Source organism: Streptomyces sp. GESEQ-4, from assembly GCF_017948455.1.
Lineage (GTDB): Bacteria > Actinomycetota > Actinomycetes > Streptomycetales > Streptomycetaceae > Streptomyces.
The window spans coordinates 115,785-137,862 of the sequence record NZ_JAFFSU010000002.1; the positions used below are offsets into that span (position 1 = coordinate 115,785).

Consider the following 22,078-nt stretch of genomic DNA (forward strand, 5'->3'; position numbering starts at 1 on the left):
CTGACGTGGACGCGCAACGCACCCCGGATCCACTCCTTTCCTCGAAGGATCGCGGTGGCTTGGTCACGCGACTATCCAGATAACTGCGGACATTTACGGTCATCTGACGCCGGATGCGGGTGGCAGATTGAGGTCTGTGATGGATCAGGTGCCGGCAGGCGTTAGCGTGGTCGGTGCTGTCGGCGAGGGCCGTGCTGGTTCGGTGCTGGGTTCCGGGGCGGAGTAGGGGAAAACATGCAGGTCGGAGCGGCGTCTTGAGAATTCTGCACACTTCCGACTGGCACCTGGGCCGGGCATTCCACCGCGTGAACATGCTCGACGCCCAGGCCGAGTTCATCGCCCACCTCGTCACGACCGTGCGTGAGCGCGAGGTGGACGCGGTGGTCGTGTCGGGAGATGTGTACGACCGGGCGGTCCCGCCGCTCGCCGCGGTCGAGCTGTTCGACGACGCCCTGCACCGGCTCGCAGAGCTCGGTGTGCCGACGGTGATGATCTCCGGGAACCATGACTCGGCGCGCCGGCTCGGCGTCGGCGCCGGGCTGATGGAGCACGCGGGCATCTTCCTGTGCACCGATGCCTCGTCGGCGGGGACGCCGGTGATCTTGGAGGACGAGCACGGTTACGTGGTGTTCTACGGCCTGCCCTACTTCGAACCTGCCCTGGTCAAGGGCGAGTTCGGGGTGGAGAAGCCGGGACACGAGGCCGTCCTCGCCGCCGCCATGGACCGCGTCCGCGCCGACCTCGACACACACCTCCCCGGCACCCGCTCCGTCGTTCTCGCGCACGCCTTCGTCACCGGCGGTGAGGCCAGCGACAGCGAACGGGACATCACGGTCGGCGGGGTGGCCTCGGTCCCCGCCGGGGTGTTCGACGGCGTCGACTATGTGGCGCTCGGGCATCTGCACGGCTGCCAGACCATCACCGAGCGCGTGCGCTACTCCGGTTCCCCGCTGCCGTACTCCTTCTCGGAGGCCGCCCACCGCAAGAGCATGTGGCTCGTCGACCTGGCCGCCGACGGGTCGGTGACCGCCGAGCGCGTCGACTGCCCGGTGCCCCGTGCGCTGGCCCGGATCCGCGGCACCCTGGAGGAACTGCTCGCCGACCCCGGCCTGGCCCGGCACGAGGAGGCGTGGGTGGAGGCCACGCTCACCGACCCGGTCCGCCCGGCCGACCCGATGGCCCGGCTCACCGAGCGCTTCCCGCACACGCTGAGCCTGGTCTTCGACCCCGAGCGGGCGCCGGAGGACCCGGACGTGTCGTATGCGAGGCGGCTCGCCGGACGCAGCGACCAGCAGATCGCCGAGGACTTCGTGGCCCATGTGCGCGGCGCCGGGCCCGATGAAGACGAGCGGACCGTGCTGCGGGACGCCTTCGACGCGGTGCGCTCGGACGGGGCTGTCCGGGAGGTGGCGCGATGAGGCTGCACCGGCTGGACATGACCGCCTTCGGGCCCTTCGGCGGGTCCCAGTCCGTCGACTTCGACGAGTTGTCGGCGGCCGGCCTCTTTCTCCTGCACGGACCGACCGGCGCCGGCAAGACGTCCGTCCTGGATGCCGTGTGTTACGCGCTGTACGGCTCGGTGCCCGGTGCCCGCCAGGGCGGTTCGCTGCGCAGCGACCATGCGCCGGCCGGTACCCGTACCGAGGTGACCCTCGAACTCACCGTCGCCGGACGCCGGTTGGAGCTGACCCGGCAGCCGGCCTGGGAGCGGCCGAAGAAGCGCGGTGCGGGGACGACGCTCGACAAGGCCCAGAGCTGGTTGCGCGAGTACGACGCCGCCACCGGCGCCTGGAAGGACCTCAGCCGCTCCCACCAGGAGATCGGCGAGGAGATCACCCAACTCCTCGGCATGAGCCGCGAGCAGTTCTGCCAGGTCGTGCTGTTGCCGCAGGGCGACTTCGCACGGTTCCTGCGCGCGGACGCCGAGGCACGCGGCAGACTGCTGGGCCGCCTCTTCGAGACGCACCGCTTCGCGGAGGTCGAGAAGAGCCTGGCCGAGCGTCGGCGCGCCACCGAGGCCCGGGTGCGCGACCAGGACACCGCTCTGCTGGCCGACGCGCACCGTATGCAGCAGGCGGCGGGCGACGCCATGGACCTGGCGGAGCTGGCGCCGGGCGACCCCGGACTGGCCGACGCCGTCATGAGCGCCGCCGCCGTCGCCCGCAGCACCGCCCGCGAACAGCTGACGATCGCCCGCTGCAGCCTCACGGCCGCCGAGTCCGGGCAGGCCGCGGCCGACCGCGCCCTGGCCGACGTACGCGAACTGGCGCGGCTGCAACAGCGGTTCGCTCAGGCACGCGAGCGTGCGGCGCTGATGGAGGAGCGCGTCGACGCCTACAGAGAGGCGCAGGCGCGCATGGAGCGGGCGCGCAAGGCGGAGGTGGTGGCGCCCGCGCTGGAGCTGCGGGAGGCCGCGGACGCCGAACACCGGCGTGCGGCGGCGGCACAGGCACGCGCGCGTGCCCTGCTGCCGGAGGCCTTCGCCGACGCGGGCGCGGGCGGACTCGCCGCCGCCGCACGCCGGGCCGCCGAGGAGCTGGGCGGCCTGGAATCGGCCCGGCGCGCCGAACACCGGCTGACCGAACTCATCGACGAGCGGGCCCACTTGGACCGTCAGGAGCGCGCCGACGAGGACGTCCTCCAGGACGCGGATGCCTGGCTCGCCGAGTGGGAGGCGACCCGCGCCGCGCTCCAGGCCCGCATCGACGCCGCCCAGCAGGCCGCGACCCGGGCCGAGCAGCTCGCCGTACAGCGCGAACCCGCCCAGCGGCGGCTCGGGGCGGCCCGGCAGCGGGACCAGTTCGCCGGCGACACCGAAGCCGCACAGCAGCAGGCGCTCGCCTCGGCCGAGCGTGCGGTCGAGGCCCGCGCCCACTGGCTGGACCTCAAGGAACAGCGCCTGAACGGCATCGCCGCCGAACTCGCCGCGCACCTCACCGACGGCGAGCCCTGCGCCGTCTGCGGAGCCACCGAACACCCCGCTCCCGCACGGAAGATCGACGGACACGTCGACCGGGAGGCGGAGGAGCGCGCACTCGCCGCCTACCAGCGCGCCGACGAACAGCGCGCCGAGGACGAGCGGCGCTTGGGCCTCGTACGGGAGGCCCTGGCCGCCGCCACCGCGGAGGCCGGAGACGCGCCTACGGGCCAACTCGCCCAAGAAGCGGAGGAGTTGGAGGGGCTGTACCAGCAGGCACGCCGGGACGCCTCCGGGCTGCACTCCGGGCAGGAGGAGCTGCGCCGGGCCGAGCAGGAGCACGAGCGGCGCACCACCGTACGGCAGGAGGCGGCCGTACGAGCTGCCTCGCGGGTGGGGCAGCGAGAGCGCCTGGAGCTGGAGAAGGCCGCGCTGGAGGAGGAGTTGGCGCAGGCCCGGGGCGCCTCGGCGAGCGTGGCCGCGCGGTCGGCGCAGCTGGAGCAGCAGGTCGCCCTGCTCTCCGACGCCGCCGACGCCGCGCGGGCCGCCGACGAGAGCGCCGAGCGGCTCAAGGCCACGGACGGCAGGCTCGCCGAGTCCGCCTTCCGCGCCGGGTTCGACACCCCGCAGGCCGCGGCGTCCGCCCTGCTCGACGACGCGGCCCACCGCGAGCTGCAACGGCGGCTGGACGCCTGGCAGTCCGAGGAGGCCGCCGTCCGCGCGGTCCTCGCCGAGGCCGACACCGCTGCCGCCGCCCAGCAGCCGCCCGCCGACCTCGAAGCCGCCGAGCGGGCCGCGTCCGCCGCGGCCCAGCGGCTGCGCGACGCCGCGTCCGCCCGCGACGCGGCGGCCCGACGCTGCGCCGAGCTCGACCGGCTCTCCGCGCGAGCGGCGGAGGGCGTACGACGGCTGGCGCCGCTGCGCGAGGAGTACGACCGGGTGGCCCGTCTCGCCGGACTCAGCGCGGGCACCTCGGCGGACAACGAACGCAGGATGCGCCTGGAGACGTATGTGCTGGCCGCCCGCCTGGAACAGGTGGCCGCCGCCGCGACCGTACAGCTGCGGCGCATGTCCTCCGGCCGTTACACCCTCGTCCACTCCGACGACCGCGCCGGCCGCGGACGCAGCGGCCTCGGGCTGCATGTCGTCGACGCGTGGACCGGGCGCGAGCGGGACACGGCGACCCTCTCGGGCGGCGAGACGTTCTTCGCCTCGCTCGCCCTCGCCCTCGGCCTGGCGGATGTCGTCACGGACGAGGCGGGCGGCGTCCGGCTGGACACCCTCTTCATCGACGAGGGCTTCGGCAGCCTCGACGAGCAGACCCTCGACGAGGTACTCGACGTCCTCGACTCGCTGCGCGAGCGCGACCGCAGCGTCGGCATCGTCAGTCACGTCGCCGACCTGCGCAGACGTATTCACGCGCAGCTGGAGGTCGTCAAGGGCAGAGCGGGCTCCGAACTGCGGCAGCGGGGCGTCGGCTGAGTCAGCGGCCGAGCGGGCGCCGGGGCAGGGGCGATGAGTACACGACGCTCGTGGTGACCGAACCCAGGGCGCCGATCTTCCCGGAGACCTCCTCCAGGTGGCGCATCGAGCGGGCGGTGACCTTGATGACGAAGCAGTCGTCGCCCGTGACGTGGTGGGCCTCCAGGATCTCGGGGGTCGCGGCGACAAGGTCGTGGAAAGGCTTGTAGTTTCCGGTCGGGTAGCGCAGTCGGACGAACGCCAGGATCGGCAGCCCGAGCCGCTCCGGATCGACGACCGCCGCATAGCCCTGGATGACGCCCGCCTCCTCCAGCCGCCGCACCCGTTCGGTGACCGCGCTCGGCGACATGGAGACGGCACGGGCCAGCTCAGCGAAGCTGGCCCGGCCCTCCCGCTGGAGGACGTCGAGGATGCGCCAGTCGGTGGCGTCCGGGGAATACGTGGTCATGAGCGATGAATAGCAGGGGAATCCCCGGCCGATCAAGAGGAGTGCCGGGGATCGCCACTTCAGAGCGCGGCTCGACGACCGTAGGTTTTTGCCCATGACGACCACCACCGTGAACCCCGTCCTCCGCGTCGCCCCCGCCACCCCGGCCGAGGCCGCCGCCCACTTCCGCGCCAGCCTCGTCTTCCACGCCGACGTCTCCGACGTGGCCGCCGCGCTCGCGGCCGACGGCGACCCGGGCTTCGTCGTGCTGGACTCCCGTTCCACCGAGTCCTGGGACCAGGGCCGCATCCCGGGCGCCGTCCACCTCCCGACCGCGCTCATCCCCGAACAGGCCGGGCAACTCCTCGACAAGTCCGTGCCCGTCGTGACGTACTGCTGGGGCCCCGGCTGCAACGGCGCGACCCGGGCCGCACTCGCCCTCGCCGAACTCGGCTACCAGGTCAAGAAGATGCTCGGCGGCTTCGAGTACTGGGTGCGCGAGGGCTTCGAGTTCGAGACCTGGCACGGCCGCGAACGCCGCGCCTCCGACCCTCTGACGGCGCCCATGGACGCGGAGGACTGCGGCTGTTGAAACCACCGTGACGTGCGAGGCCCCTGTGCGTGTAGGTTTCTGCGCCATGGTGCGATACGCGGAAACGGGCGTCGTGGAGTGGGTCGAGTCGGGCGGCGGGCCGCTCATAGCGGTGCCGGAGACGGTGCTGCCGTTCTGGGCGGGCGCCGACGGCGACGAGACCGCCTCGGACTACGACCGGGCCTGCGAGGTCGACGGCTTCGTCGGGCTGCTCCCGGTCGGGGACTCCGCGGCCCTGGTCCTGGGCGACGAGCCGGCCTTGACCACCTTCCTGCCGGCCCACGACACCTTCGTACGGTGGTGCGCGGCCGACTCCGAGGACGAACTGCTGGCCCATGTCCCCGAGGCCCTCACCACCGCGGTCTGGGCGGACGAGGTGCGCTGGCACGTGCCCGGCCCGGTGCTGCTGTTCGACTCGGCCTGGCCCGGAGGGGATTGCGAGCGGGCAGGGCACCTGAGGATCGCCCTGGAGCCGGGGCCGTACGCGGTCCGGGCGGCGCAGGTGCAGCCCGGGCCGGAGACCTGGCTGGGGCTGGTGCAGTTGCGGCCGCTGGGGGACTGACCTTCGCGTCAGGTGCTGGAGGTCGGGGCGGCTCGCCTGGGAAATCAGATGCGCCCCGCGCACGCGTTCCCCATCATGGTCGACCATGCCCCGATTCCCGCACCCCGCCCCCGAAGCCCTGCGCCGTGACCCCCTGCCCCTGCGTGGCCGCACCGCTCTCGTGACCGGTGCCAGCCGGCGCGGCGGTATCGGTCATGCGGTGGCCCGACGGCTCGCCGCGTACGGCGCGAGCGTCTATCTGCATCACCATGTGCCGCACGACGCGGCCATGCCCTGGGGCGCCGACCGCCCCGAGGACGTGACCGCGTCCGTGCGCGCGGCACTCGGTGATCCCGGCGCCAGTGTCGTCGCCGGTCCCGGCGATCTCTCCGATCCGGCCGCACCCGCGCACCTGATCGCCACAGCCACCTCGGCACTCGGCGGACGGCTCGACATCCTCGTCGCCAACCACGCTCTGAGCGGCTCCGACGGAACGCTCGACGAGATCGACGCGACGATGCTCGACGCGCACTGGGCGGTCGACACTCGCTCGGTACTGCTGCTGATCCAGGCCTATGCCCGGCAGCCGGAGCGGCCCCGTGGCGGGCGCGTGATGATGATGACCTCCGGCCAGGACATCGCGGGCGGTATGCCCGGCGAGATCGCCTACGCCCTCCAGAAGGGCGCCCTGGCCTCCATCACCCGCTCCCTGGCCACCACGCTCGCCGAGCACGCGGTCACCGTGAACACGGTCAACCCCGGCCCCGTGGACACGGATTACCTGACAGGCGACGCCTACGAGGCCGTCGCCGCCCGCTTCCCCGCCGGCCAGTGGGGCATGCCCGACGACCCCGCCCGTCTCATCGCCTGGCTGGCGACGGACGAGGCGGAGTGGGTCACCGGTCAGGTCATCGACTCGGAGGGCGGGTTCCGGCGCTGACCACAAGGTGGACGGTCAGAGCGCGGACAGCTCGTCCACCAGATCGTCCAGCCCCAGCGAGCCCTGCGAGAGAGCCGCCATGTGCCAGGCCTTGGGATCGAAGGCGTCACCGAGCCGCTTGCGGGCGTTCTCCCGGCCCAGCAGCCAGGCCCGCTCGCCGAGCTTGTAGCCGATGGCCTGGCCCGGCATCGACAGGTAGCGGGTCAGCTCGCTCTCCACGAAGTCCCCCGGGCGGCTGCTGTGGGAGCCGAAGAACTCCTGTGCCAGTTCAGGCGTCCAGCGCTCCCCGGGGTGGAAGGGGGAGTCGTCCGGGATCATCAGCTCCAGGTGCATGCCGATGTCGATGATCACGCGCACCGCGCGCATCATCTGCGCGTCCAGATAACCGAGCCGGCGCTCGGCGTCCGTCAGGAAGCCCAGCTCGTCCATCAGCCGCTCCGCGTACAGCGCCCAGCCCTCGGCGTTGGCGCTCACCATGCCGACGCTCGCCTGGTAGCGGGAGAGGTTCTGCGCCACGTGCTTCCACTGGGCCAGCTGGAGGTGATGGCCGGGCACGCCCTCGTGGTACCAGGTCGACACGAGGTCGTAGACCGGGAAGCGGTCCTTGCCCATCGTCGGCAGCCAAGTGCAGCCCGGGCGCGAGAAGTCGTCCGACGGCGGCGTGTAGTACGGCGCCGCGGCGCTGCCCGGAGGGGCGATGCGCGACTCCACCCGCCGCACCCGCTCGGCCAGGTCGAAGTGGGTCCCGTCGAGCGCGTCGATCGCCTCGTCCATCAGGGACTGCAGCCAGCGCTGCACCTCGTCGACACCCTCGATGTGCGTGCCGTGCTCGTCGAGGTGCGCCAGCGCCACCCACGGCGTGGCCGCGCCCGGCAGGATCTTGTCGGCCTCGGTCTTCATCTCGCCGAGGAGGCGGTGGTACTCGGACCAGCCGTACGCGTACGCCTCGTCCAGGTCGAGGTCGGTCCCGTTGAAGTAGCGCACCCAGCGGGCGTACCGCTCACGGCCCACGACGTCCGGCGCGCCCTCGATCGCCGGTGCGTACACGTCCCGCATCCAGTCGCGCAGCGTCACGATGGAGGCGGTGGCCGAGCGGGCCGCCGCGTCCAGCTCGGAGCGCAGCGCCTCGGGACCGGCCGCCGCGAACTGCTCGAACCACCCGTGGCCCTGACCGTCCGTGTCGGCCCACTCGCCGAGCTGCTCGACGAAGGTGGCGGTGGCGCGCGGACCCGCGTACAGCTTCCGCTCCAGGCCGAGCGCCAGGGACTCCCGGTAGCCCTCCAGCGCGGCGGGGACGGCGCCCAGCCGCTCGGCGATGGCGGCCCAGTCCTCCTCCGTCTGCATCGGCGTCACGGTGAACACCTGGCGCACCGCGTGCGCGACGGAACTCAGGTTGCTGACGGAACGCAGGCTCTCCTCGGCCTCGTACACGCCGAGTTCGGCGCTGAGCCGCTCGCGCAGCAGGCGCGCGCACCGGCGCTCGATGTCACTGTCCGCGCCGGGCAGGCGCTCCGACTCGTCCAGCCGGGCCAGCGTGCGGCGCGCCAGCTCGGCGAGCGCCTCCTGGCCGGCGGGCGAGGTGTCGGGCAGCCTGCTCGAACTCTCCTTCACGCCGAGGAAGGTGCCGGTGATCGGGTCGAGGGCGATGAGCTCGTCGACGTAGGCGTCGGCGACCTCGCGGGGCAGCGGGCTCTTGGTCTCTGACATGCGGACATCCTCGTACGAGGGGACGCCCCCCGTCACGTGGATTGGGCCGGGGGAGAGGGCGGCAGCAGCGGGCCGCAGTCCCACTTCTGGAAGATCAACCGTGTCTCCACCCGGGCCACTTCCCGGCGGGAGGTGAACTCGTCCAGGACCAGTCGCTGCAGATCCGTCATGTCCGCGACCGCGACATGCACGAGGTAGTCGTCCGGGCCGGTGAGATGGAAGACGGTCAGCGACTCGGGCAGCGCCCGGATGCGCTCCACGAACGGCCCCACCAACTCCCGCCGATGCGGCCTCACCTGAACCGACAGCAACGCCTCCAGCCCTCGCCCCAGCTTGGCCGGATCCAGCCGCAGCCGATGCCCGAGAATGACGCCCGCGCGGCGCAGCCTGGTCACCCGGTCCAGGCAGGTCGACGGCGCCACGCCGATCTGCGCGGCGAGGTCGCGGTACGTCGTCCGGGCGTCGTTCTGCAGCAGCCGCAGCAGCTGGAGATCCACTGGGTCCAGTACGACAGATTCGGCCATCGACCGAACGTAACACGGCATTCGGATGCGCTGACCCGGTCGGCGTTCACTCTTCCCTCATGGACACGCCCACCGCATCGAGAGCCCTCGCCACCGAGGCCGTGCACGCCGGCCGCGACGACCTCGCCCGCCAGGGCCTGCACGCCCCTCCGATCGACCTGTCCACCACGTATCCCTCGTACGACAGCCAAGGCGAGGCGGCCCGCATCGACGCCTTCGCCACCACCGGCGCCATACCGGACGGCCCGCCGGTCTACGGACGGCTGGGCAACCCCACCGTCGCCCGCTTCGAGACCGCCCTGGCCCGCCTCGAAGGCACCGAGTCCGCCGTCGCCTTCGCCAGCGGAATGGCGGCACTGAGCGCGGTGCTTCTCGTACGGGGCTCGCTCGGCCTGCGCCATGTCGTCGCCGTACGTCCCCTGTACGGCTGCAGCGACCATCTGCTCACCGCCGGTCTGCTGGGCTCGGAGGTGACCTGGACCGACCCGGCCGGGATCGGGGCGGCGCTGCGCCCGGACACGGGACTGGTCATGGTCGAGTCCCCGGCGAACCCCACGCTGGCCGAAATCGATCTGCGCGCCGTCGCCCACGCCTGCGGCTCCGTACCGCTTCTCGCCGACAACACCTTCGCCACACCGGTGCTGCAACGCCCCGCCGAACACGGCGCCCGGCTCGTCCTGCACAGCGCCACCAAGTACCTCGGCGGGCACGGTGACGTGATGGCGGGCGTGGTCGCCTGCGACGAGGAGTTCGCCGGACAACTGCGGCAGGTCCGCTTCGCGACGGGCGGCGTGCTGCACCCGCTGGCCGGCTACCTGCTGCTACGCGGCCTCGCGACACTGCCGGTGCGCGTCCGCGCGGCATCCGCGAACGCCGCCGAACTCGCCCACCGCCTCGCCGCCGACCCGCGCGTGGCCCGCGTCCACTACCCACGCATCGGCGGCGCCATGATCGCCTTCGAGGTCCACGGCGACCCCCACCAGGTCATCGCCGACGTCCGCCTGATCACCCCCGCCGTGAGCCTGGGCAGCGTAGACACCCTCATCCAGCACCCGGCATCCATCAGCCACCGCATAGTGGAAGCGACGGACCGAAAGGACGCCGGGGTGAGCGACAAACTGCTGCGCTTGTCGGTGGGTTTGGAGGACGTGGAGGACCTGTGGCGAGACATAGACGGCGCGCTGGGGCGCCCCTTTAGGGGCGCGGGGAACTGCGCGACAAGCCACAACGAGCCTGCAGCCGCCAGCGCCCCTTAAGACCCTAAGGCGACTAGGCCCTCGTCACCCCCACCGTGCCCTCTGCCGCTCCCAGCGGAGAATCCAGCCGAGCCGTGATCACCAGAGTCCCCTCCTCGATCTGATAGTCGAGGGGCAGCCCCAGACCACGCATCGCAGCAACCATTCCGGTGTTGGACGACTGCGTCACCGCGTACACGTTCTCGCAGCCCGCCTCGACCGCCATCGCGACCAGTCTGCGGAGCAACCCCCCGCCGATACCCCGCCCCTGCCACTCGTCCTCGACCAGCAGCGCGACCTCCGTCTCGTCCCCGTCCCACAGCAGATGCCCGAGCCCCACAATGCGCCCGGACGCGGTCTGCACCGCGAGGGTGCGGCCGAAGCGCGGGCTCAGCAGATGGTGCAGGTAACGATGCGCGTCAGCGACAGGCCCGTGGTACCGCAGGGACAGCGTCCGCGCCGAGCACCGCTCGTGCATCGCCGTCGCCGCCTCCAGATCGTCCGTGCCGGCGCGGCGGACGGTGATCGCGTTGCCCTCGGGGAGCGTGAGGACGTCCTGGCCACGCGGAACGCGCGGGCCGAGCCGGGCGTCCAGCTCCACCAGCGCCCGCGCCCGGGCGAACTCGGTCGGGGTGAACGGCAGATACGGCCGCTCCACGGTGATCACTCCGCCTTCCGGTGCCCGCAGCCGCATCACGGTGTCCTCCAACGCCCCTTCCACCGGGACCCCTTCAGGCGCCCGGCCGCCGCCGGGCGGGGTGGCGGGGAGTGAGCGGATGGTGCAGCGGCCCAGCAACTGGCGCAGCGCGAGCGGGAGTTCCGCCGCGTCCAGGGCGGTGCGGGTGGCGAGGCCGAGCACCCGGGTCGGCGCGTCGACGAGGTCGTGGGCGTCGGCCCGCTCGATCCACGTGCCGGTACCCCCGGCCTGGTCGATCGCCCGCGTGATGTCGTCCGCCGCGAGCTCACCGGGAGCCCGCAGCAGGAACTCGTCCACCGTGCCTTCGGCCAGCGGATGCGTCTGGAGGCTGAGGATGTCGACCTGCTGCCCGGCGAGGGCGATGCACAGCGCGGCCAGGGACCCCGGTTCGTCCTTCACCGTCGTCCGCATCCGCCACAGGGCACGCTCCCGGACCCCGGCCTGCTCCGTGGGGAGCGGCCGGGTGCTCGTATCAGTCGTCGGCGGGGCGTGACCGTGGCGTCGTGTCCACCATGTGTGGAACGCCGCCATGATGTCCCGCCGCCAGTGGTGCACCGTACGACCGTGCTGCGCACGCGTCACATCAGATATGTCTCGACTCATGCAGCCACTGTGAAGGAAAGGTGTTGCGTGATCACGAACGCACTGTGACTGACGGGTAAAGCAGCCGTCTGTCGCTTTTGTGAAACGTCAGTGCCGCGCACCAGGGGATGACGCCGGTACGCGGCACTGATACGAGGTTACGGGACCTACTGGCCGACGCGTCCCGGCTGCAGCACCTGCGTGAAGAGCACCGTGCCGTCCGACTCGCGCAGCCGCACCGTCAGTTCCCCGCTGTGGCCGTCGATGTCGACCTCGCCGAAGAACTGGTAGCCGCCGGCCGGGGAGACGTTCGCGGTGGTCGGCGCCTTGAGGAACACCCGGTCCGGACCGAAGGTGTTGTCGAGCGTGTTCGCGGGGAAGGCACCGGCGTTGAGCGGGCCCGAGACGAACTCCCAGAACGGCTCGAAGTCGGTGAACGCGGCCCGGGACGGCAGGTAGTGCTGGGCCGAGGTGTAGTGCACATCGGCGGTCAGCCACACCGTGCCCGTGATCCGGCGGTGCTTGATGAACCGCAGCAGCTCGGCGATCTGCAGCTCACGCCCGAGCGGCGCGCCGGGGTCACCCTGCGCGACCGCCTCGATGTTGGGCTTGCCGTCGCCGGTGTCCGGTACGACGAGGCCGAGCGGCATGTCGGAGGCGATCACCTTCCACACCGCCCGGGATCGGGACAGCTCGCGCTTGAGCCACTCCAGTTGCTCGCTGCCCAGGATGCCCACCGGGTCGGTGGTCTGGGTGTCCGGCGAGTTGGCGTTGCGGTAGGTGCGCATGTCCAGGACGAAGACGTCGAGCAGCGGGCCGTGGTGCTGGACCCGGTAGACCCGGCCGTCGGGGCGGCGCAGCGTCGAGATCGGGTAGTACTCCGAGAACGCCTGCCGGGCGCGCTCGGCGAGCACGTCGACGTTCTTCTCGGTGTACCGGGTGTCGGTGAGGATCTCGCCCGGGTACCAGTTGTTGGTGACCTCGTGGTCGTCCCACTGGATGATGGAGGGGACCTGGGCGTTGAAGGCCCGCAGGTTCTCGTCCAGCAGGTTGTAGCGGAAGTTGCCGCGGAACTCCGCCAGCGTCTCGGCGACCTTGGACTTCTCCTCGGTGGTGATGTTCCGCCAGGTGCTGCCGTCGGGCAGGGCCACGGTCTCGGCGATCGGGCCGTCGGCGTAGATGTTGTCACCGCTGCAGATGAAGAAGTCGGGGTCGAGCTTCGCCATCGCGTCGTAGATCCGGTAGCCCCCGAACTCCTGGTTGATGCCCCAGCCCTGCCCTGCCAGGTCGCCGGACCAGACGAACCGCACGCCGTCGCGCCGCTTGCCGGACGCCGTACGGAAGGTGCCGGTGACCGGCTCGCCGGTGCGGCGCGGGTCGTCGGGGTCGGCCAGCAGGACGCGGTAGTGGATCTGCTCGCCGGAGGGGAGTCCGCGCAGCCGGGTCGTGCCGGTGAAGTCGGTGCCGGCGCCGAGCAGTGGGCCGTGCCATCGGCGCGGGTTGCGGAACGACTCGGTCGCCGACGTCTCGACGATCATCCGGGCGGGACGGTCGGAACGCACCCACACCAGACCGGAGTCGCAGGTCACGTCTCCCGTCTGTACGCCCCAGCCGGCCTTGGGACGCCCGGACAGCGCGAGGGCCGGTGCCGCGCCCAGCGCGGGCGGCAGGGTCAGGGCCGCCGACGCGGCGAGGGAGCCGCGCAGGACGCTGCGACGGCCGGGGAAGGGACGGTGCGACATGGATGCGCCTCCGGGACGGGATCCGGTCAGTGTGCGATGCCACAACTACTGGTGCGCCGCTGCGCACACGCAAACCACAAGTGAACAACCGACCGCGGGAACAAGGGAACCGGCTGGTCGCTCATGCGGGGCGCACCCTTGTCAGCCCCTGACGGCCTCTGCCATCAGCCGTACGCCCGCCCGGATCCGCGCCGGGGACAGGTGGGCGTAGCCCAGCACCAGCCGTACGTCCTCGCCGGCGCCGATGTCCGCCATCTCGTGTGCGTAATCCCTCAGCGGGCGCACGGTGACACCGGCGTCGGCTACGCGCGCGAGGAAGTGCTTCTCGGGCCCGTACCGGCGCGGGAGGGTGGCGATGACGTGCAGGCCCGCCGCGATCCCGGACACCGCCGAGCCGGGGAAGTGGTCCTCCAGAGCGGCCACCAGCGTGTCGCGCCGCTCGCGGTACGCGCGTTGGCAGCGGCGCAGCTGACGGTCGTAGTCGCCGCGCTCCACGAACCGGGCGAACAGCGCCTGGTCGAGGGTGGGATGACCGAGATCCATGGTGCGCTTGCGCTCGATCACCTCATCGGCGAGCGCCTCCGGTACGAGCAGCCAGCCGAGGCGGAGCCCCGGTGCGAGGGACTTGCTGACCGACCCCGCGTAGGCGACGCGTTCCGGATCGAGTCCTTGGAGCGCGCCGACGGGAGCGCGGTCGTAGCGGAAGTCGCCGTCGTAGTCGTCCTCCAGGACGAAGCCGTCCACGGACCGTGCCCAGTCGAGCAGTTCGGCCCGGCGGCGTGCGGAGTAGGCGATCCCGGTGGGGAACTGGTGCGCCGGCGTCACCACGACCGACCGTACGCCCGAGTCCCGCAGTGGGCCGATGGCCAGGCCTTCGTCGTCCAGTGGCACCGGAACGGTGGTGACGCCGGCCGCGGCGTACAGGGCGTCGTGCTGCGGGCTGCCCGGGTTCTCGACGGCGACGGATGTCATCCCGCGCGCGTGCAGCGCGAATCCGAGCAGAGTCGTCGCCTGGGCCACGCCGGAGACGACCAGGATGCGTTCCGGGTCCGCGACCACGCCGCGGCGGCGGGCGAGCAGTTCGGCCAGCGCCGTACGCAGCCGGGGCAGGCCGCGCGGATCGGGATAGCCGAGGTCGTGGTGCGGCAGCTCGGCCAGCACACCGCGCTGCGCCGCCGCCCACGCGGCACGCGGGAACAGCGACAGGTCCGGCGTCCCGGGCACGAAGTCGGCCCGGGCGCCCGGCGGGCGGGGAGCGAGGTCACGCGCGCGTGGCCGCGCCGCCCGTACGGCACCGCCCACCCAGGTCCCCGCACCCCGCCCGCTGCGCAGATAGCCCTCCGCGGTCAGCTGCTCGTACGCCTCCGTGATCAGCCCGCGCGACACGCCGAGGTCGGCGGCCAGATCACGGCTCGACGGCAGCCGGGTCCCCGGCGCGAGCCGGCCCGCCCGCACCGCCTCCCGCAGCGCCGCCTGCAACGAACGCCCACGCGCGCGTGCCGGCGCGGAAGCGGCCGGCAGGAGCAGCTCCCAGGCCGGGGAACCCGGACCGGCGCCCGAGGGCGGCGCCTCGCCCTTGGCCTCAGCCGGCTCCGCGCCCCGATTGGTCTCCGATGGCCTCATGAAAGTGGACCTTAAACCGGACCGCCGCGGTTCCTAGCGTCGTGTCCATGAACGCCACCACCACGCGGGGAGCCCTGCTCGCCGCGCTCGCCTGTGTCCTCGTCGGAGGGTCCTTCACCGCCAACAGCGTCCTCGGTGAATACCCGTACGCCGGCGGCCAGTTCCTCCGCTACGGCCTCGCCTTCCTGCTGCTCGTCCCGCTGGCCGGCCGGGACGCCACGGCCCGGCTGCGGACGCTCACGCCCCGCCTCTGGGCCCGCCTCGCGCTGCTCGCGGGCGTGGGCATGGTCGGCTTCAACCTGGCGGTCCTCGCGGCGGAGCGCACCGCCGAACCGGCCGTTCCGGGTGTCTTCGTCGGCTGCGCGCCCGTGATGGTGGCGGTCCTCGTCCCCCTCCTGGACGGACGCCGACCCCAACGTGTCGTCCTGTACGGCGCGTTGCTCGTCGCCGTCGGCGCCTTCACGGTCCAGGGCTGGGGACGTACGGACGGCGCCGGCATCGCGTTCTCGGTGTGCGCGCTCGCCGGTGAGGTCGGGTTCGCGGTGCTCGCCGTGCCCGTACTGCGGCCCCTGGGCCCGCGGCTGCTGTCCGCCACGGTGTGCGGCGTCGCCGCGCTCGAGTCCCTGGCGGCCGGGCTCCTGCTGGACGGCGGCGCATGGCTGCGGCGACCCGACGGCACGGAGGCCGCCGCGCTGCTGTGGCAGGCGGCGATCGTCACCGTCATCGGATTCGTGTGCTGGTACATGGGCATGCAGCGGATCGGCGCGGAGCGCGCCACGCTGTTCTCCGGCCTGATCCCGGTCGCGGCGGCCGCCACCGCGCCCCTTGTCGGAACGGGCTCCTACGGGCCCGCGCAGGCCGTCGGCAGTGCCCTCGTCGGCGCCGGAGTCGCCCTCGGATCGGGCGCGTTGGCCCGGCGGCGGTCAGCGACTGCCGTCTCGGCGACCGCCGTCTCAGCGGCTGCCGTCGAGGATCACGCGGGCGACCAGCGCCGGGTCGTCGTTCATGGGGACGTGACCGCAGCCGGGCAGCCGCACCAGCCGGGCCCGCGGAATGATCTGCTTGGCCCGGACCCCCTGCCGGCGCACCAGGAGCCGGTCCCTGGAGCCCCAGGCCACGGTGACCGGGATGCCCTGGATGTCGTCGGTCCACTGGACGTCGGAGCCGGCCCGGAGCGTCTCGGAGAAGGCCGAGGCGTTCACCAGCGCGAGGGTCTCGGCGACCACGGCCTCGGGTGAACGGCGGGCTGGGCGGGCGTAGATGCTGCTCGTCAGGACCGTACGGCCGGCCGCCGAACGGGACATCCGCTCGACCAGCGGCAGGGGCATCCGCGTCGCGATCTGCCGCATCCCCACCAGGACACCGAAGGCGTAGCGCCGTTCGGCCGGTGTCCAGAACCCGGCCGGGGACAGGGCGGTCACGGACCGTACGAGCTTCTCGCGGCCGAGTGCCAGGGCCAGCAGGCCGCCGAGTGAATTGCCCGCGACATGCGGCCGTTCGACCTCCAGCGCCGCGCACAGCGCGCCGAGCGCGGCGTTCATCGTGGACAGGTCGTGCGCGAGGCCTTCCGGAAGGGCCGGGGACGCGCCGAACCCGGGCAGATCGACGGCGATCACGTCGCGCTCGGTCGCGAGGATGTCCACCACCGGGTCCCAGGCCTGCCGGTGGTGGCCTATGCCGTGCAGCAGGAGGAGCGGTTCGCCCGTGCCCACGCGCGCGTAGGAGAGGGTCGCGGTCCGCGGGCCGCTGGCGGAGGGGACCTTGAAGGAGACGGTGGCCGACATGAACTGCTCCTCGTCGGGTTCGCTGGCGGGCTGGTCGTAGACAGCTTGTCAGCAGTTGCTACCGACGGGTAGCCCCTTAAGGTCTCCGCGGCTCACGGTTATCGCCTGGACAGGTCCGGATGTGTCGGTTGGGATGGAATGCGTGACCACCGACACCGAGACCGACGTCTTCGAAGAGCACCGTCCCGTCCTCCTGGGAGTCGCCTACCGCATGCTCGGGCGGGTGGCCGACGCGGAGGACGTGGTCCAGGAAGCCTGGCTGCGCTGGTCCGGCGCGGACCGGAGCGAGGTGCGCGAACCGCGCGGCTACCTGGTGCGCATCACCACCCGCCTCGCCATCGACCGGCTGCGCCAGGTCAAGGCGCGCGGCGAGACCTACGTCGGCCCGTGGCTGCCGGAGCCGTACGTCACCGACTTCGGCGACACCGTCCCGGACGCCGCGGAGCGGGCCGTGCTCGCCGACTCCGTCTCCCTCGCCGTCCTCGTCGTCCTGGAGTCGCTGTCGCCGCTGGAGCGGGCGGTCTTCGTCCTGAGGGAGGCGTTCGGCTACCCGTACGCCGACATCGCCACGATGCTCGACCGCAGCGAGTCGGCGGTACGGCAACTCGGCGGGCGCGCCCGCAAGCATGTCGAGGAACGACGGCCGCGCTACGACGTCGACCCGGCCCAGCGTCGTGATCTCACCGAGCGTTTCCTCGCCGCCTCGATGGACGGGGACATCGAAGGGCTCATGTCCCTGCTCGCCCCGGACGTCCGCCTCGTGGGCGACAGCGGCGGCAAGGCCAAGGCGCCGGTGCGCGTGCTGGAGACCGCCGACAAGGTGGGCCGCTTCATCACCGGCGTGGCAGGCAAGGGCGGCGGCGTGCCGGACCTGTCCTTCCGGTTCCTGGAGGTCAACGGCGGTCCCGCGGTGCTCATGATGTCCGGGGACAAGCCGGACAGCGTCCTCCAGTTGGAGGTACTGGACGGGCGCATCCAGTCCGTCTACATCATCCGCAACCCCGACAAGCTCCGGTCGCTCGCCGGATAGTCGCCCTGATTGGTCTTGACCAAGGGTGGGGGCCGCCCTATGGTCGCAGATAAGTGCAACAACCTTTAATAAACAAGGGCGTTAAAACGCCGCCGGACCACGGCGATCGCGGAGGACAGGGTGGGGACCACGCAGCTGGAATCGGTGCCGGAACCGAAGTACTGGCATCTCAAGACCGTGCTCAGTGAGGCACTGGACTCCGAGTTCTCCGTGGGCGAGATCCTGCCCAACGAGCGCGACCTCGCCGCCCGCTTCGGCGTCGCCAGGGCCACGCTCCGCCAGGCCCTGGAACAGCTCGAACTCGAAGGCAGGCTGCAGCGCCGCCGCGGCGTCGGTACGACGGTCGCCCCGCCGCGCGTCGGCGTCGCCCTCGGCACCGAGCCGCACACCTGGCCGGGCGCCGCCGGCGACGCCTGGCAGCCCGTCGACTGCACGACCGCGGTGCCGCCCGCGGCGGTCGCCACCGCCCTGGAGACGGGCGCGCAGGAGCCGGTGCACATCGTGCACCGCTCCCGTCGGACGCACGGCCAGCCCGTCGCCGCCGAGCTGCTCTACGTCCCGGAGTCGGCGGTGCCCGACCTCTCCGCCATAGACGCCCCGTCGGGACCGGCACGCGCGCGTGCCGTGCTGCGCGAGCTGCAGCGGCTGGAGCTCGAGGGCCAGGAGAGCGCCGTCGAGCTGGGTTCGGCCCGTGCGGACGACGCCAAGCAGTTGGACCGGCTGCCCGGAGCGCCGGTCCTCGTCGTCACCACCCGCTTCAACGCGGAGGGCCGCACCGCCGCGCTCTCCGTCGCCACGTACCGCGCTGACACGTGTCGGCTGACCTTCGGGGACTCGGGCGGCGTGGAGGTCCATCAGGGGCCGGAACGCCAGGCCTCCTGATAGCCGGATGGCTACCTCATGAGCGCGCCCCGGAGGTTCTCCGGGGCGCGACGCGCTTTTGGGCCCGCGCGGATCAGCGGCGGGCCGTCACCGTGCCCTCCACCGCGAAGAGCTGCTCCTCCACATGGTCGAGGGCGAGCCGCAGCGCACCCATCGTGACGGCCGCCTCGCCGAGGAGGGACAGCGTCACCTTCGGGGGCCGCAGACAGTACCGCTCCAGCTCGCGCCGCAGCGGCTCCAGTACGCCGTCCAGCCCGGCCGCCCAGCCGCCGATGACGACCAGTTCGGGGTCGAGGGCGAGGACGAGCGCGGCCACGTCGTGGACGAGGCGCTGGATGAAGCGGTCTACGGCCGCACGGGCCCGCTGGTCGCCCTCGCGGGCCTGCGCGAACACCTCGGCCACCGCCTGCTCGTCCAGCGGATGCAGCGGCTCGTCCGTCGTCGACAGCAGGGTCTCCGGAGTCACCTCACGGCCGAGCAGATGCAGGGCGCCGATCTCGCCGGCCGCCCCGCCGTACCCGCGGTGCAGCCGTCCGCCGATCAGCGACCCCGCGCCCGGGCTGAGCCCGGCCAGTACGAACACGACGTCGTCCGACTCGGTGGCGGCGCCCTTCCAGTGCTCGGCGACCGCGGCGGCGTTGGCGTCGTTCTCGACCAGCACCGGGCACTTGAAGGAACGGCTCAGCCGCTCGCCCAGGTGCAGCCCCGTCCACTCCGGCAGCGCGGTGCCCAGGCGTACGGTGCCGTCCGCCTCGACGATCCCGGGCGTGGCGACGCCGACGGCCCGCAGGGAGTTGCGTGCGACGCCGGCCCGGCGCAGCAGGTCGGCCACCGCGGTGCGCAGCCGCTCCAGGCGCTCGTCCGCTGCGGCCGTCTCGTCGACGTCCTTGGCGATGGCGCCCAGCACCCGTCCGTCGAGGTCGGCCAGGAGCGCGGCGACCCTGTGCGGACCGATCTCCAGGCCCAGCAGATGACCGGCCTCGGCCCGGAACCGGAAGCGCCGTGCCGGCCGCCCCTGGCGCCGGGCGACACTCTCGTCGGCGGCCTTCTCGACGACGAGTCCGGCCTCGATGAGCCCCTCGACGACGCCCTCGACCGTCGGCCGGGACAGTCCGGTCACCCGGGTGATCTCGGTCAGTGTGGCGCAGTCCGTGGCGCGCAGCGCATGCAGCACCACCGCGGAATTGATCCTTCGCAGCAGCGAGGGATCCCCGCCGGTCAGCTGCCCCAACGTCCGTCCTCCCAGCTCGTGCGCGTGTTGGCGGGATCGTACTCGGCGCACCGGACCGCGGCGAGTGCCTGAGCGCTCCGCTGGGTATGCGGTTCGCTCGCCGCGGGCCGGTGGGGGCTGGTCGCGCAGTTCCCCGCGCCCCTTCGGGGCGCGGTCCCGCACCCGACTTTCCCAACTTTCCCAGACCGCTCAGCCCGGCGCGACGAACCCCGACTCGTACGCCGCGATCACCGCCTGCGTGCGATCGCGGGCCCCCAACTTGGCCAGCACGGCGCTGACATGCGACTTGACCGTCTCCGTGCCGACGATCAGCCGGGCGGCGATCTCCGCGTTCGACAGCCCACCGGCCATCAGCCGCAGCACCTCGGCCTCCCGCTCGGTCAACTGGGCCCGCTCCATCACGGCCCGGGCCGCGCGGTTCCCGCCGCCGTCCGCGTACTCGGCGGCGAGCTGCCGCACCGAGGCCGGGAACAGCAGCGACTCGCCCTCGGCGACCAGCCGCACCGCGTGCACGATCTCGGCGGGCCGGGCCCGCTTCAGCAGGAACCCGTCGGCACCGGCCCGCAGCGCCTCGTACACGTACTCGTCGTTCTCGAAGGTCGTCACCACGAGGATCTTCGGCGGATCGTCCACCGTCCGCAGCACCGCGCGCGTGGCCTCGATGCCGTCAAGCAGCGGCATCCGTACGTCCATGGCGACCACGTCCGGCCGCAACTGCCGCACCAGCGGGATCACCGCCGCCCCGTCGGCCGCCTCGCCGACCACCTCGATGTCGGGCTGTGCCTCCAGCACGGCCCGCAGACCCGCGCGGACAAGGGGCTCGTCGTCGACGAGGAGAACGGTGACCGGCATCCGGCCAGCGTAGATCAGCGCAGGGGCAGCTCGACATGGACCTGCCAGTCACCTCGGTCCGGGCCGGTGCGTGCGCTCCCGCCGAGCAGCGCCGCGCGCTCGCGTATGCCGCGCAGACCGCTGCCCCGGCCCGGGCCGGGTATGTCGGCGGTCAGCGGATTGCGGACCTCCAGACCGAGCGTGCCGTCCGCGACGGCGATGCGGACCCGGACGGGAACGGCGCCCGCGTGCCGCAGCACATTGGTCAGCGACTCCTGGAGGATGCGATAGCCCTCACGCGAGACCGGGCCCGGCAGCGTGTCCACGGCACCGGTCAGTTCGGCGTCGACCTTCGCCCCGGAGGCGCGCGCGGACTCCAGCAACCGGTCGGCGTCGGTGAGGGTCGGCCTGCTGCTCACCGGCCGCTCCGACTCGCGCAGCACGCCGAGGACACGCTCCAGGTCCTCCAGGGCGGCCCGGCCTGTCTCCTCGATGGCGTCCAGGGCCCGGTCGGTGAACGCCGGGTCGCCCGCCGCGCGCGCGGCACCCGCCTGTACGACGGCGACGGTCAGGGCATGGCCGATGGAGTCGTGCAACTCGCGGGCGATACGGGTGCGTTCGAGCAGCTGGTCGGTGCGTTCCTCGAGGGCGGCGAGGCGCTCGGCGGGGGAGGGGCCGAGGAGACGGAGGGCGATCGCGGTGATGAGACGGCCCGAGCCGACCACCGTCGCCGCCAGCGTGGCCAACGCCAGGGGCACCAGCAGGACGTGCCACCACTGATGGCCGTCGAGGAGGAACAGCACTCCCTCCTCGACTTCACCGCCGAACGCCGCCGACACCAAGTCCACCGAGGCGATGAGCAGTTGCACGGTGAACAACGAGGTCACACAGCCGATCAGCAGCCGCGCCTCCAGCCACACCACCAGGCGGCCCCGGTCTCTCCAGGAGGAGGACGGCGCGACGACGATGTCGGTGCCCGGGCTGTCGTGCCCGTGACCGGTCAGCAACAGCCTGGCCTGCAGCCCCTCGACCGTGCGCATCGCGGGCACCAGACCCACGGGGGCGAGCGTGGCCGCCGCGACCACCCAGGTCCACCAGGCTTCCTCGATGAACAGCCACATGGACGGCCACACGATGGCGACGAACAGATGCAGCAACCGTGTGTATGTCACCGCCCGGCCGAACGGGCGCAGCAAGCGGACCATTCCGTCATCGTGCCAGCCGCCACTGACAACGAGCCTCCCCCGCCCGGGGGAGACGATCTCCACGCGCGGGGGAGGCCCCGCACCCGCGCCACCGGCCAGGCTGCTG

At 72.5% G+C, this 22,078-nt stretch carries 18 protein-coding genes and 1 pseudogene; 9 read left to right on the forward strand and 10 right to left on the reverse strand.

All coding sequences use genetic code 11. From position 1 onward, the window contains the following. Positions 1-254: 254 nt before the first annotated feature. A complete protein-coding gene (locus tag KCH48_RS05930; protein ID WP_210571065.1) occupies positions 255-1,418 on the forward strand; it encodes an exonuclease SbcCD subunit D in 1,164 nt (387 codons plus the stop codon). Continuing rightward, positions 1,415-4,399, forward strand: coding sequence for an AAA family ATPase (locus KCH48_RS05935; protein ID WP_210571066.1), 2,985 nt, complete (start codon positions 1,415-1,417; stop codon positions 4,397-4,399). Before KCH48_RS05930 ends, KCH48_RS05935 begins: the two co-directional genes overlap by 4 nt. Before the next feature lies 1 nt (position 4,400). Here the strand turns inward: KCH48_RS05935 and KCH48_RS05940 are convergent, their stop codons facing one another. Beyond that, positions 4,401-4,847, reverse strand: a complete 447-nt coding sequence (locus KCH48_RS05940; RefSeq protein ID WP_210571067.1) for an Lrp/AsnC family transcriptional regulator — start codon at positions 4,845-4,847, stop codon at positions 4,401-4,403. Positions 4,848-4,941: 94 nt separating this feature from the next. Between KCH48_RS05940 and KCH48_RS05945 the strand changes: the two genes are divergently transcribed. The 3 genes from KCH48_RS05945 to KCH48_RS05955 all read left to right on the forward strand — a co-directional run bounded on the left by KCH48_RS05945 (position 4,942) and on the right by KCH48_RS05955 (position 6,899). After that, on the forward strand, positions 4,942-5,418 hold the full coding sequence (locus tag KCH48_RS05945; RefSeq protein ID WP_210571068.1) for a rhodanese-like domain-containing protein: 477 nt from the start codon (positions 4,942-4,944) through the stop codon (positions 5,416-5,418). A 46-nt stretch (positions 5,419-5,464) separates the two neighbouring features. Beyond that, complete coding sequence (locus KCH48_RS05950) at positions 5,465-5,980, forward strand: immunity 21 family protein (RefSeq protein ID WP_210571069.1); 516 nt, start codon at positions 5,465-5,467, stop codon at positions 5,978-5,980. Positions 5,981-6,065: 85 nt separating this feature from the next. Next, a complete protein-coding gene (locus KCH48_RS05955; RefSeq protein ID WP_210571070.1) occupies positions 6,066-6,899 on the forward strand; it encodes an SDR family oxidoreductase in 834 nt (277 codons plus the stop codon). 15 nt (positions 6,900-6,914) lie between these two features. Here the strand turns inward: KCH48_RS05955 and KCH48_RS05960 are convergent, their stop codons facing one another. Beyond that, complete coding sequence (locus tag KCH48_RS05960) at positions 6,915-8,606, reverse strand: DUF885 domain-containing protein (RefSeq protein WP_210571071.1); 1,692 nt, start codon at positions 8,604-8,606, stop codon at positions 6,915-6,917. Between the two features lie 32 nt (positions 8,607-8,638). Beyond that, positions 8,639-9,130 carry an Lrp/AsnC family transcriptional regulator gene (locus tag KCH48_RS05965; protein WP_210571072.1) on the reverse strand — a complete coding sequence of 164 codons (492 nt, stop codon included), beginning with the start codon at positions 9,128-9,130 and terminating at the stop codon, positions 8,639-8,641. Between the two features lie 59 nt (positions 9,131-9,189). Here KCH48_RS05965 and KCH48_RS05970 point away from each other — a divergent pair, with 59 nt between their 5' ends. Beyond that, the gene (locus KCH48_RS05970; RefSeq protein ID WP_210571073.1) at positions 9,190-10,386 is read left to right on the forward strand and encodes a PLP-dependent aspartate aminotransferase family protein; all 1,197 of its coding nucleotides are present in this window, start codon (positions 9,190-9,192) and stop codon (positions 10,384-10,386) included. 13 nt (positions 10,387-10,399) lie between these two features. Here the strand turns inward: KCH48_RS05970 and KCH48_RS05975 are convergent, their stop codons facing one another. The 3 genes from KCH48_RS05975 to KCH48_RS05985 form a co-directional block, all read right to left on the reverse strand. After that, on the reverse strand, positions 10,400-11,665 hold the full coding sequence (locus KCH48_RS05975; RefSeq protein ID WP_210571074.1) for a GNAT family N-acetyltransferase: 1,266 nt from the start codon (positions 11,663-11,665) through the stop codon (positions 10,400-10,402). 146 nt (positions 11,666-11,811) lie between these two features. After that, the gene (locus tag KCH48_RS05980) at positions 11,812-13,386 is read right to left on the reverse strand and encodes an alkaline phosphatase (protein WP_210571075.1); all 1,575 of its coding nucleotides are present in this window, start codon (positions 13,384-13,386) and stop codon (positions 11,812-11,814) included. 141 nt (positions 13,387-13,527) lie between these two features. Further along, positions 13,528-15,009 (reverse strand): PLP-dependent aminotransferase family protein, encoded by a 1,482-nt coding sequence (locus KCH48_RS05985; RefSeq protein WP_210571076.1) that lies wholly within the window; start codon positions 15,007-15,009, stop codon positions 13,528-13,530. Positions 15,010-15,056: 47 nt separating this feature from the next. Here KCH48_RS05985 and KCH48_RS05990 point away from each other — a divergent pair. Next, positions 15,057-15,845: pseudogene (locus KCH48_RS05990) on the forward strand (DMT family transporter); the annotation flags it as partial. 117 nt (positions 15,846-15,962) lie between these two features. On the opposite strand, the gene KCH48_RS05995 reads toward KCH48_RS05990, so the two are convergent. Continuing rightward, positions 15,963-16,793: an alpha/beta fold hydrolase gene (locus KCH48_RS05995; protein ID WP_210571077.1), complete on the reverse strand. Its 831-nt coding sequence runs from the start codon at positions 16,791-16,793 to the stop codon at positions 15,963-15,965. A 142-nt stretch (positions 16,794-16,935) separates the two neighbouring features. Here KCH48_RS05995 and sigJ point away from each other — a divergent pair, with 142 nt between their 5' ends. Both sigJ and KCH48_RS06005 read left to right on the forward strand, forming a co-directional pair. Further along, entirely contained in the window at positions 16,936-17,823 is an 888-nt protein-coding gene (gene sigJ / locus KCH48_RS06000) for an RNA polymerase sigma factor SigJ (protein ID WP_210571078.1), read from the forward strand. Between the two features lie 120 nt (positions 17,824-17,943). Then, complete coding sequence (locus KCH48_RS06005; protein ID WP_210571079.1) at positions 17,944-18,705, forward strand: GntR family transcriptional regulator; 762 nt, start codon at positions 17,944-17,946, stop codon at positions 18,703-18,705. 73 nt (positions 18,706-18,778) lie between these two features. Here KCH48_RS06005 and KCH48_RS06010 read toward each other — a convergent pair whose 3' ends face one another. The 3 genes from KCH48_RS06010 to KCH48_RS06020 all read right to left on the reverse strand — a co-directional run bounded on the left by KCH48_RS06010 (position 18,779) and on the right by KCH48_RS06020 (position 21,972). After that, on the reverse strand, positions 18,779-19,936 hold the full coding sequence (locus tag KCH48_RS06010; RefSeq protein ID WP_210571080.1) for an ROK family transcriptional regulator: 1,158 nt from the start codon (positions 19,934-19,936) through the stop codon (positions 18,779-18,781). 189 nt (positions 19,937-20,125) lie between these two features. Further along, the gene (locus KCH48_RS06015) at positions 20,126-20,788 is read right to left on the reverse strand and encodes a response regulator transcription factor (RefSeq protein WP_210571081.1); all 663 of its coding nucleotides are present in this window, start codon (positions 20,786-20,788) and stop codon (positions 20,126-20,128) included. Positions 20,789-20,802: 14 nt separating this feature from the next. Continuing rightward, positions 20,803-21,972, reverse strand: a complete 1,170-nt coding sequence (locus KCH48_RS06020) for a sensor histidine kinase (protein ID WP_210571082.1) — start codon at positions 21,970-21,972, stop codon at positions 20,803-20,805. Positions 21,973-22,078: the final 106 nt, after the last annotated feature.

What these genes read in the sequence shown, in the direction of transcription:
- KCH48_RS05935 (WP_210571066.1), top strand. Translation starts at nt 1,415, where the DNA reads ATGAGGCTGCACCGGCTGGACATGACCGCCTTCGGGCCCTTCGGCGGG.
- KCH48_RS05940 (WP_210571067.1), bottom strand. Translation starts at nt 4,847, where the DNA reads ATGACCACGTATTCCCCGGACGCCACCGACTGGCGCATCCTCGACGTC.
- KCH48_RS05945 (WP_210571068.1), top strand. Translation starts at nt 4,942, where the DNA reads ATGACGACCACCACCGTGAACCCCGTCCTCCGCGTCGCCCCCGCCACC.
- KCH48_RS05950 (WP_210571069.1), top strand. Translation starts at nt 5,465, where the DNA reads ATGGTGCGATACGCGGAAACGGGCGTCGTGGAGTGGGTCGAGTCGGGC.
- KCH48_RS05955 (WP_210571070.1), top strand. Translation starts at nt 6,066, where the DNA reads ATGCCCCGATTCCCGCACCCCGCCCCCGAAGCCCTGCGCCGTGACCCC.
- KCH48_RS05960 (WP_210571071.1), bottom strand. Translation starts at nt 8,606, where the DNA reads ATGTCAGAGACCAAGAGCCCGCTGCCCCGCGAGGTCGCCGACGCCTAC.
- KCH48_RS05965 (WP_210571072.1), bottom strand. Translation starts at nt 9,130, where the DNA reads ATGGCCGAATCTGTCGTACTGGACCCAGTGGATCTCCAGCTGCTGCGG.
- KCH48_RS05970 (WP_210571073.1), top strand. Translation starts at nt 9,190, where the DNA reads ATGGACACGCCCACCGCATCGAGAGCCCTCGCCACCGAGGCCGTGCAC.
- KCH48_RS05975 (WP_210571074.1), bottom strand. Translation starts at nt 11,665, where the DNA reads ATGAGTCGAGACATATCTGATGTGACGCGTGCGCAGCACGGTCGTACG.
- KCH48_RS05980 (WP_210571075.1), bottom strand. Translation starts at nt 13,386, where the DNA reads ATGTCGCACCGTCCCTTCCCCGGCCGTCGCAGCGTCCTGCGCGGCTCC.
- KCH48_RS05985 (WP_210571076.1), bottom strand. Translation starts at nt 15,009, where the DNA reads ATGAGGCCATCGGAGACCAATCGGGGCGCGGAGCCGGCTGAGGCCAAG.
- KCH48_RS05995 (WP_210571077.1), bottom strand. Translation starts at nt 16,793, where the DNA reads ATGTCGGCCACCGTCTCCTTCAAGGTCCCCTCCGCCAGCGGCCCGCGG.
- KCH48_RS06015 (WP_210571081.1), bottom strand. Translation starts at nt 20,788, where the DNA reads ATGCCGGTCACCGTTCTCCTCGTCGACGACGAGCCCCTTGTCCGCGCG.
- KCH48_RS06020 (WP_210571082.1), bottom strand. Translation starts at nt 21,972, where the DNA reads ATGGTCCGCTTGCTGCGCCCGTTCGGCCGGGCGGTGACATACACACGG.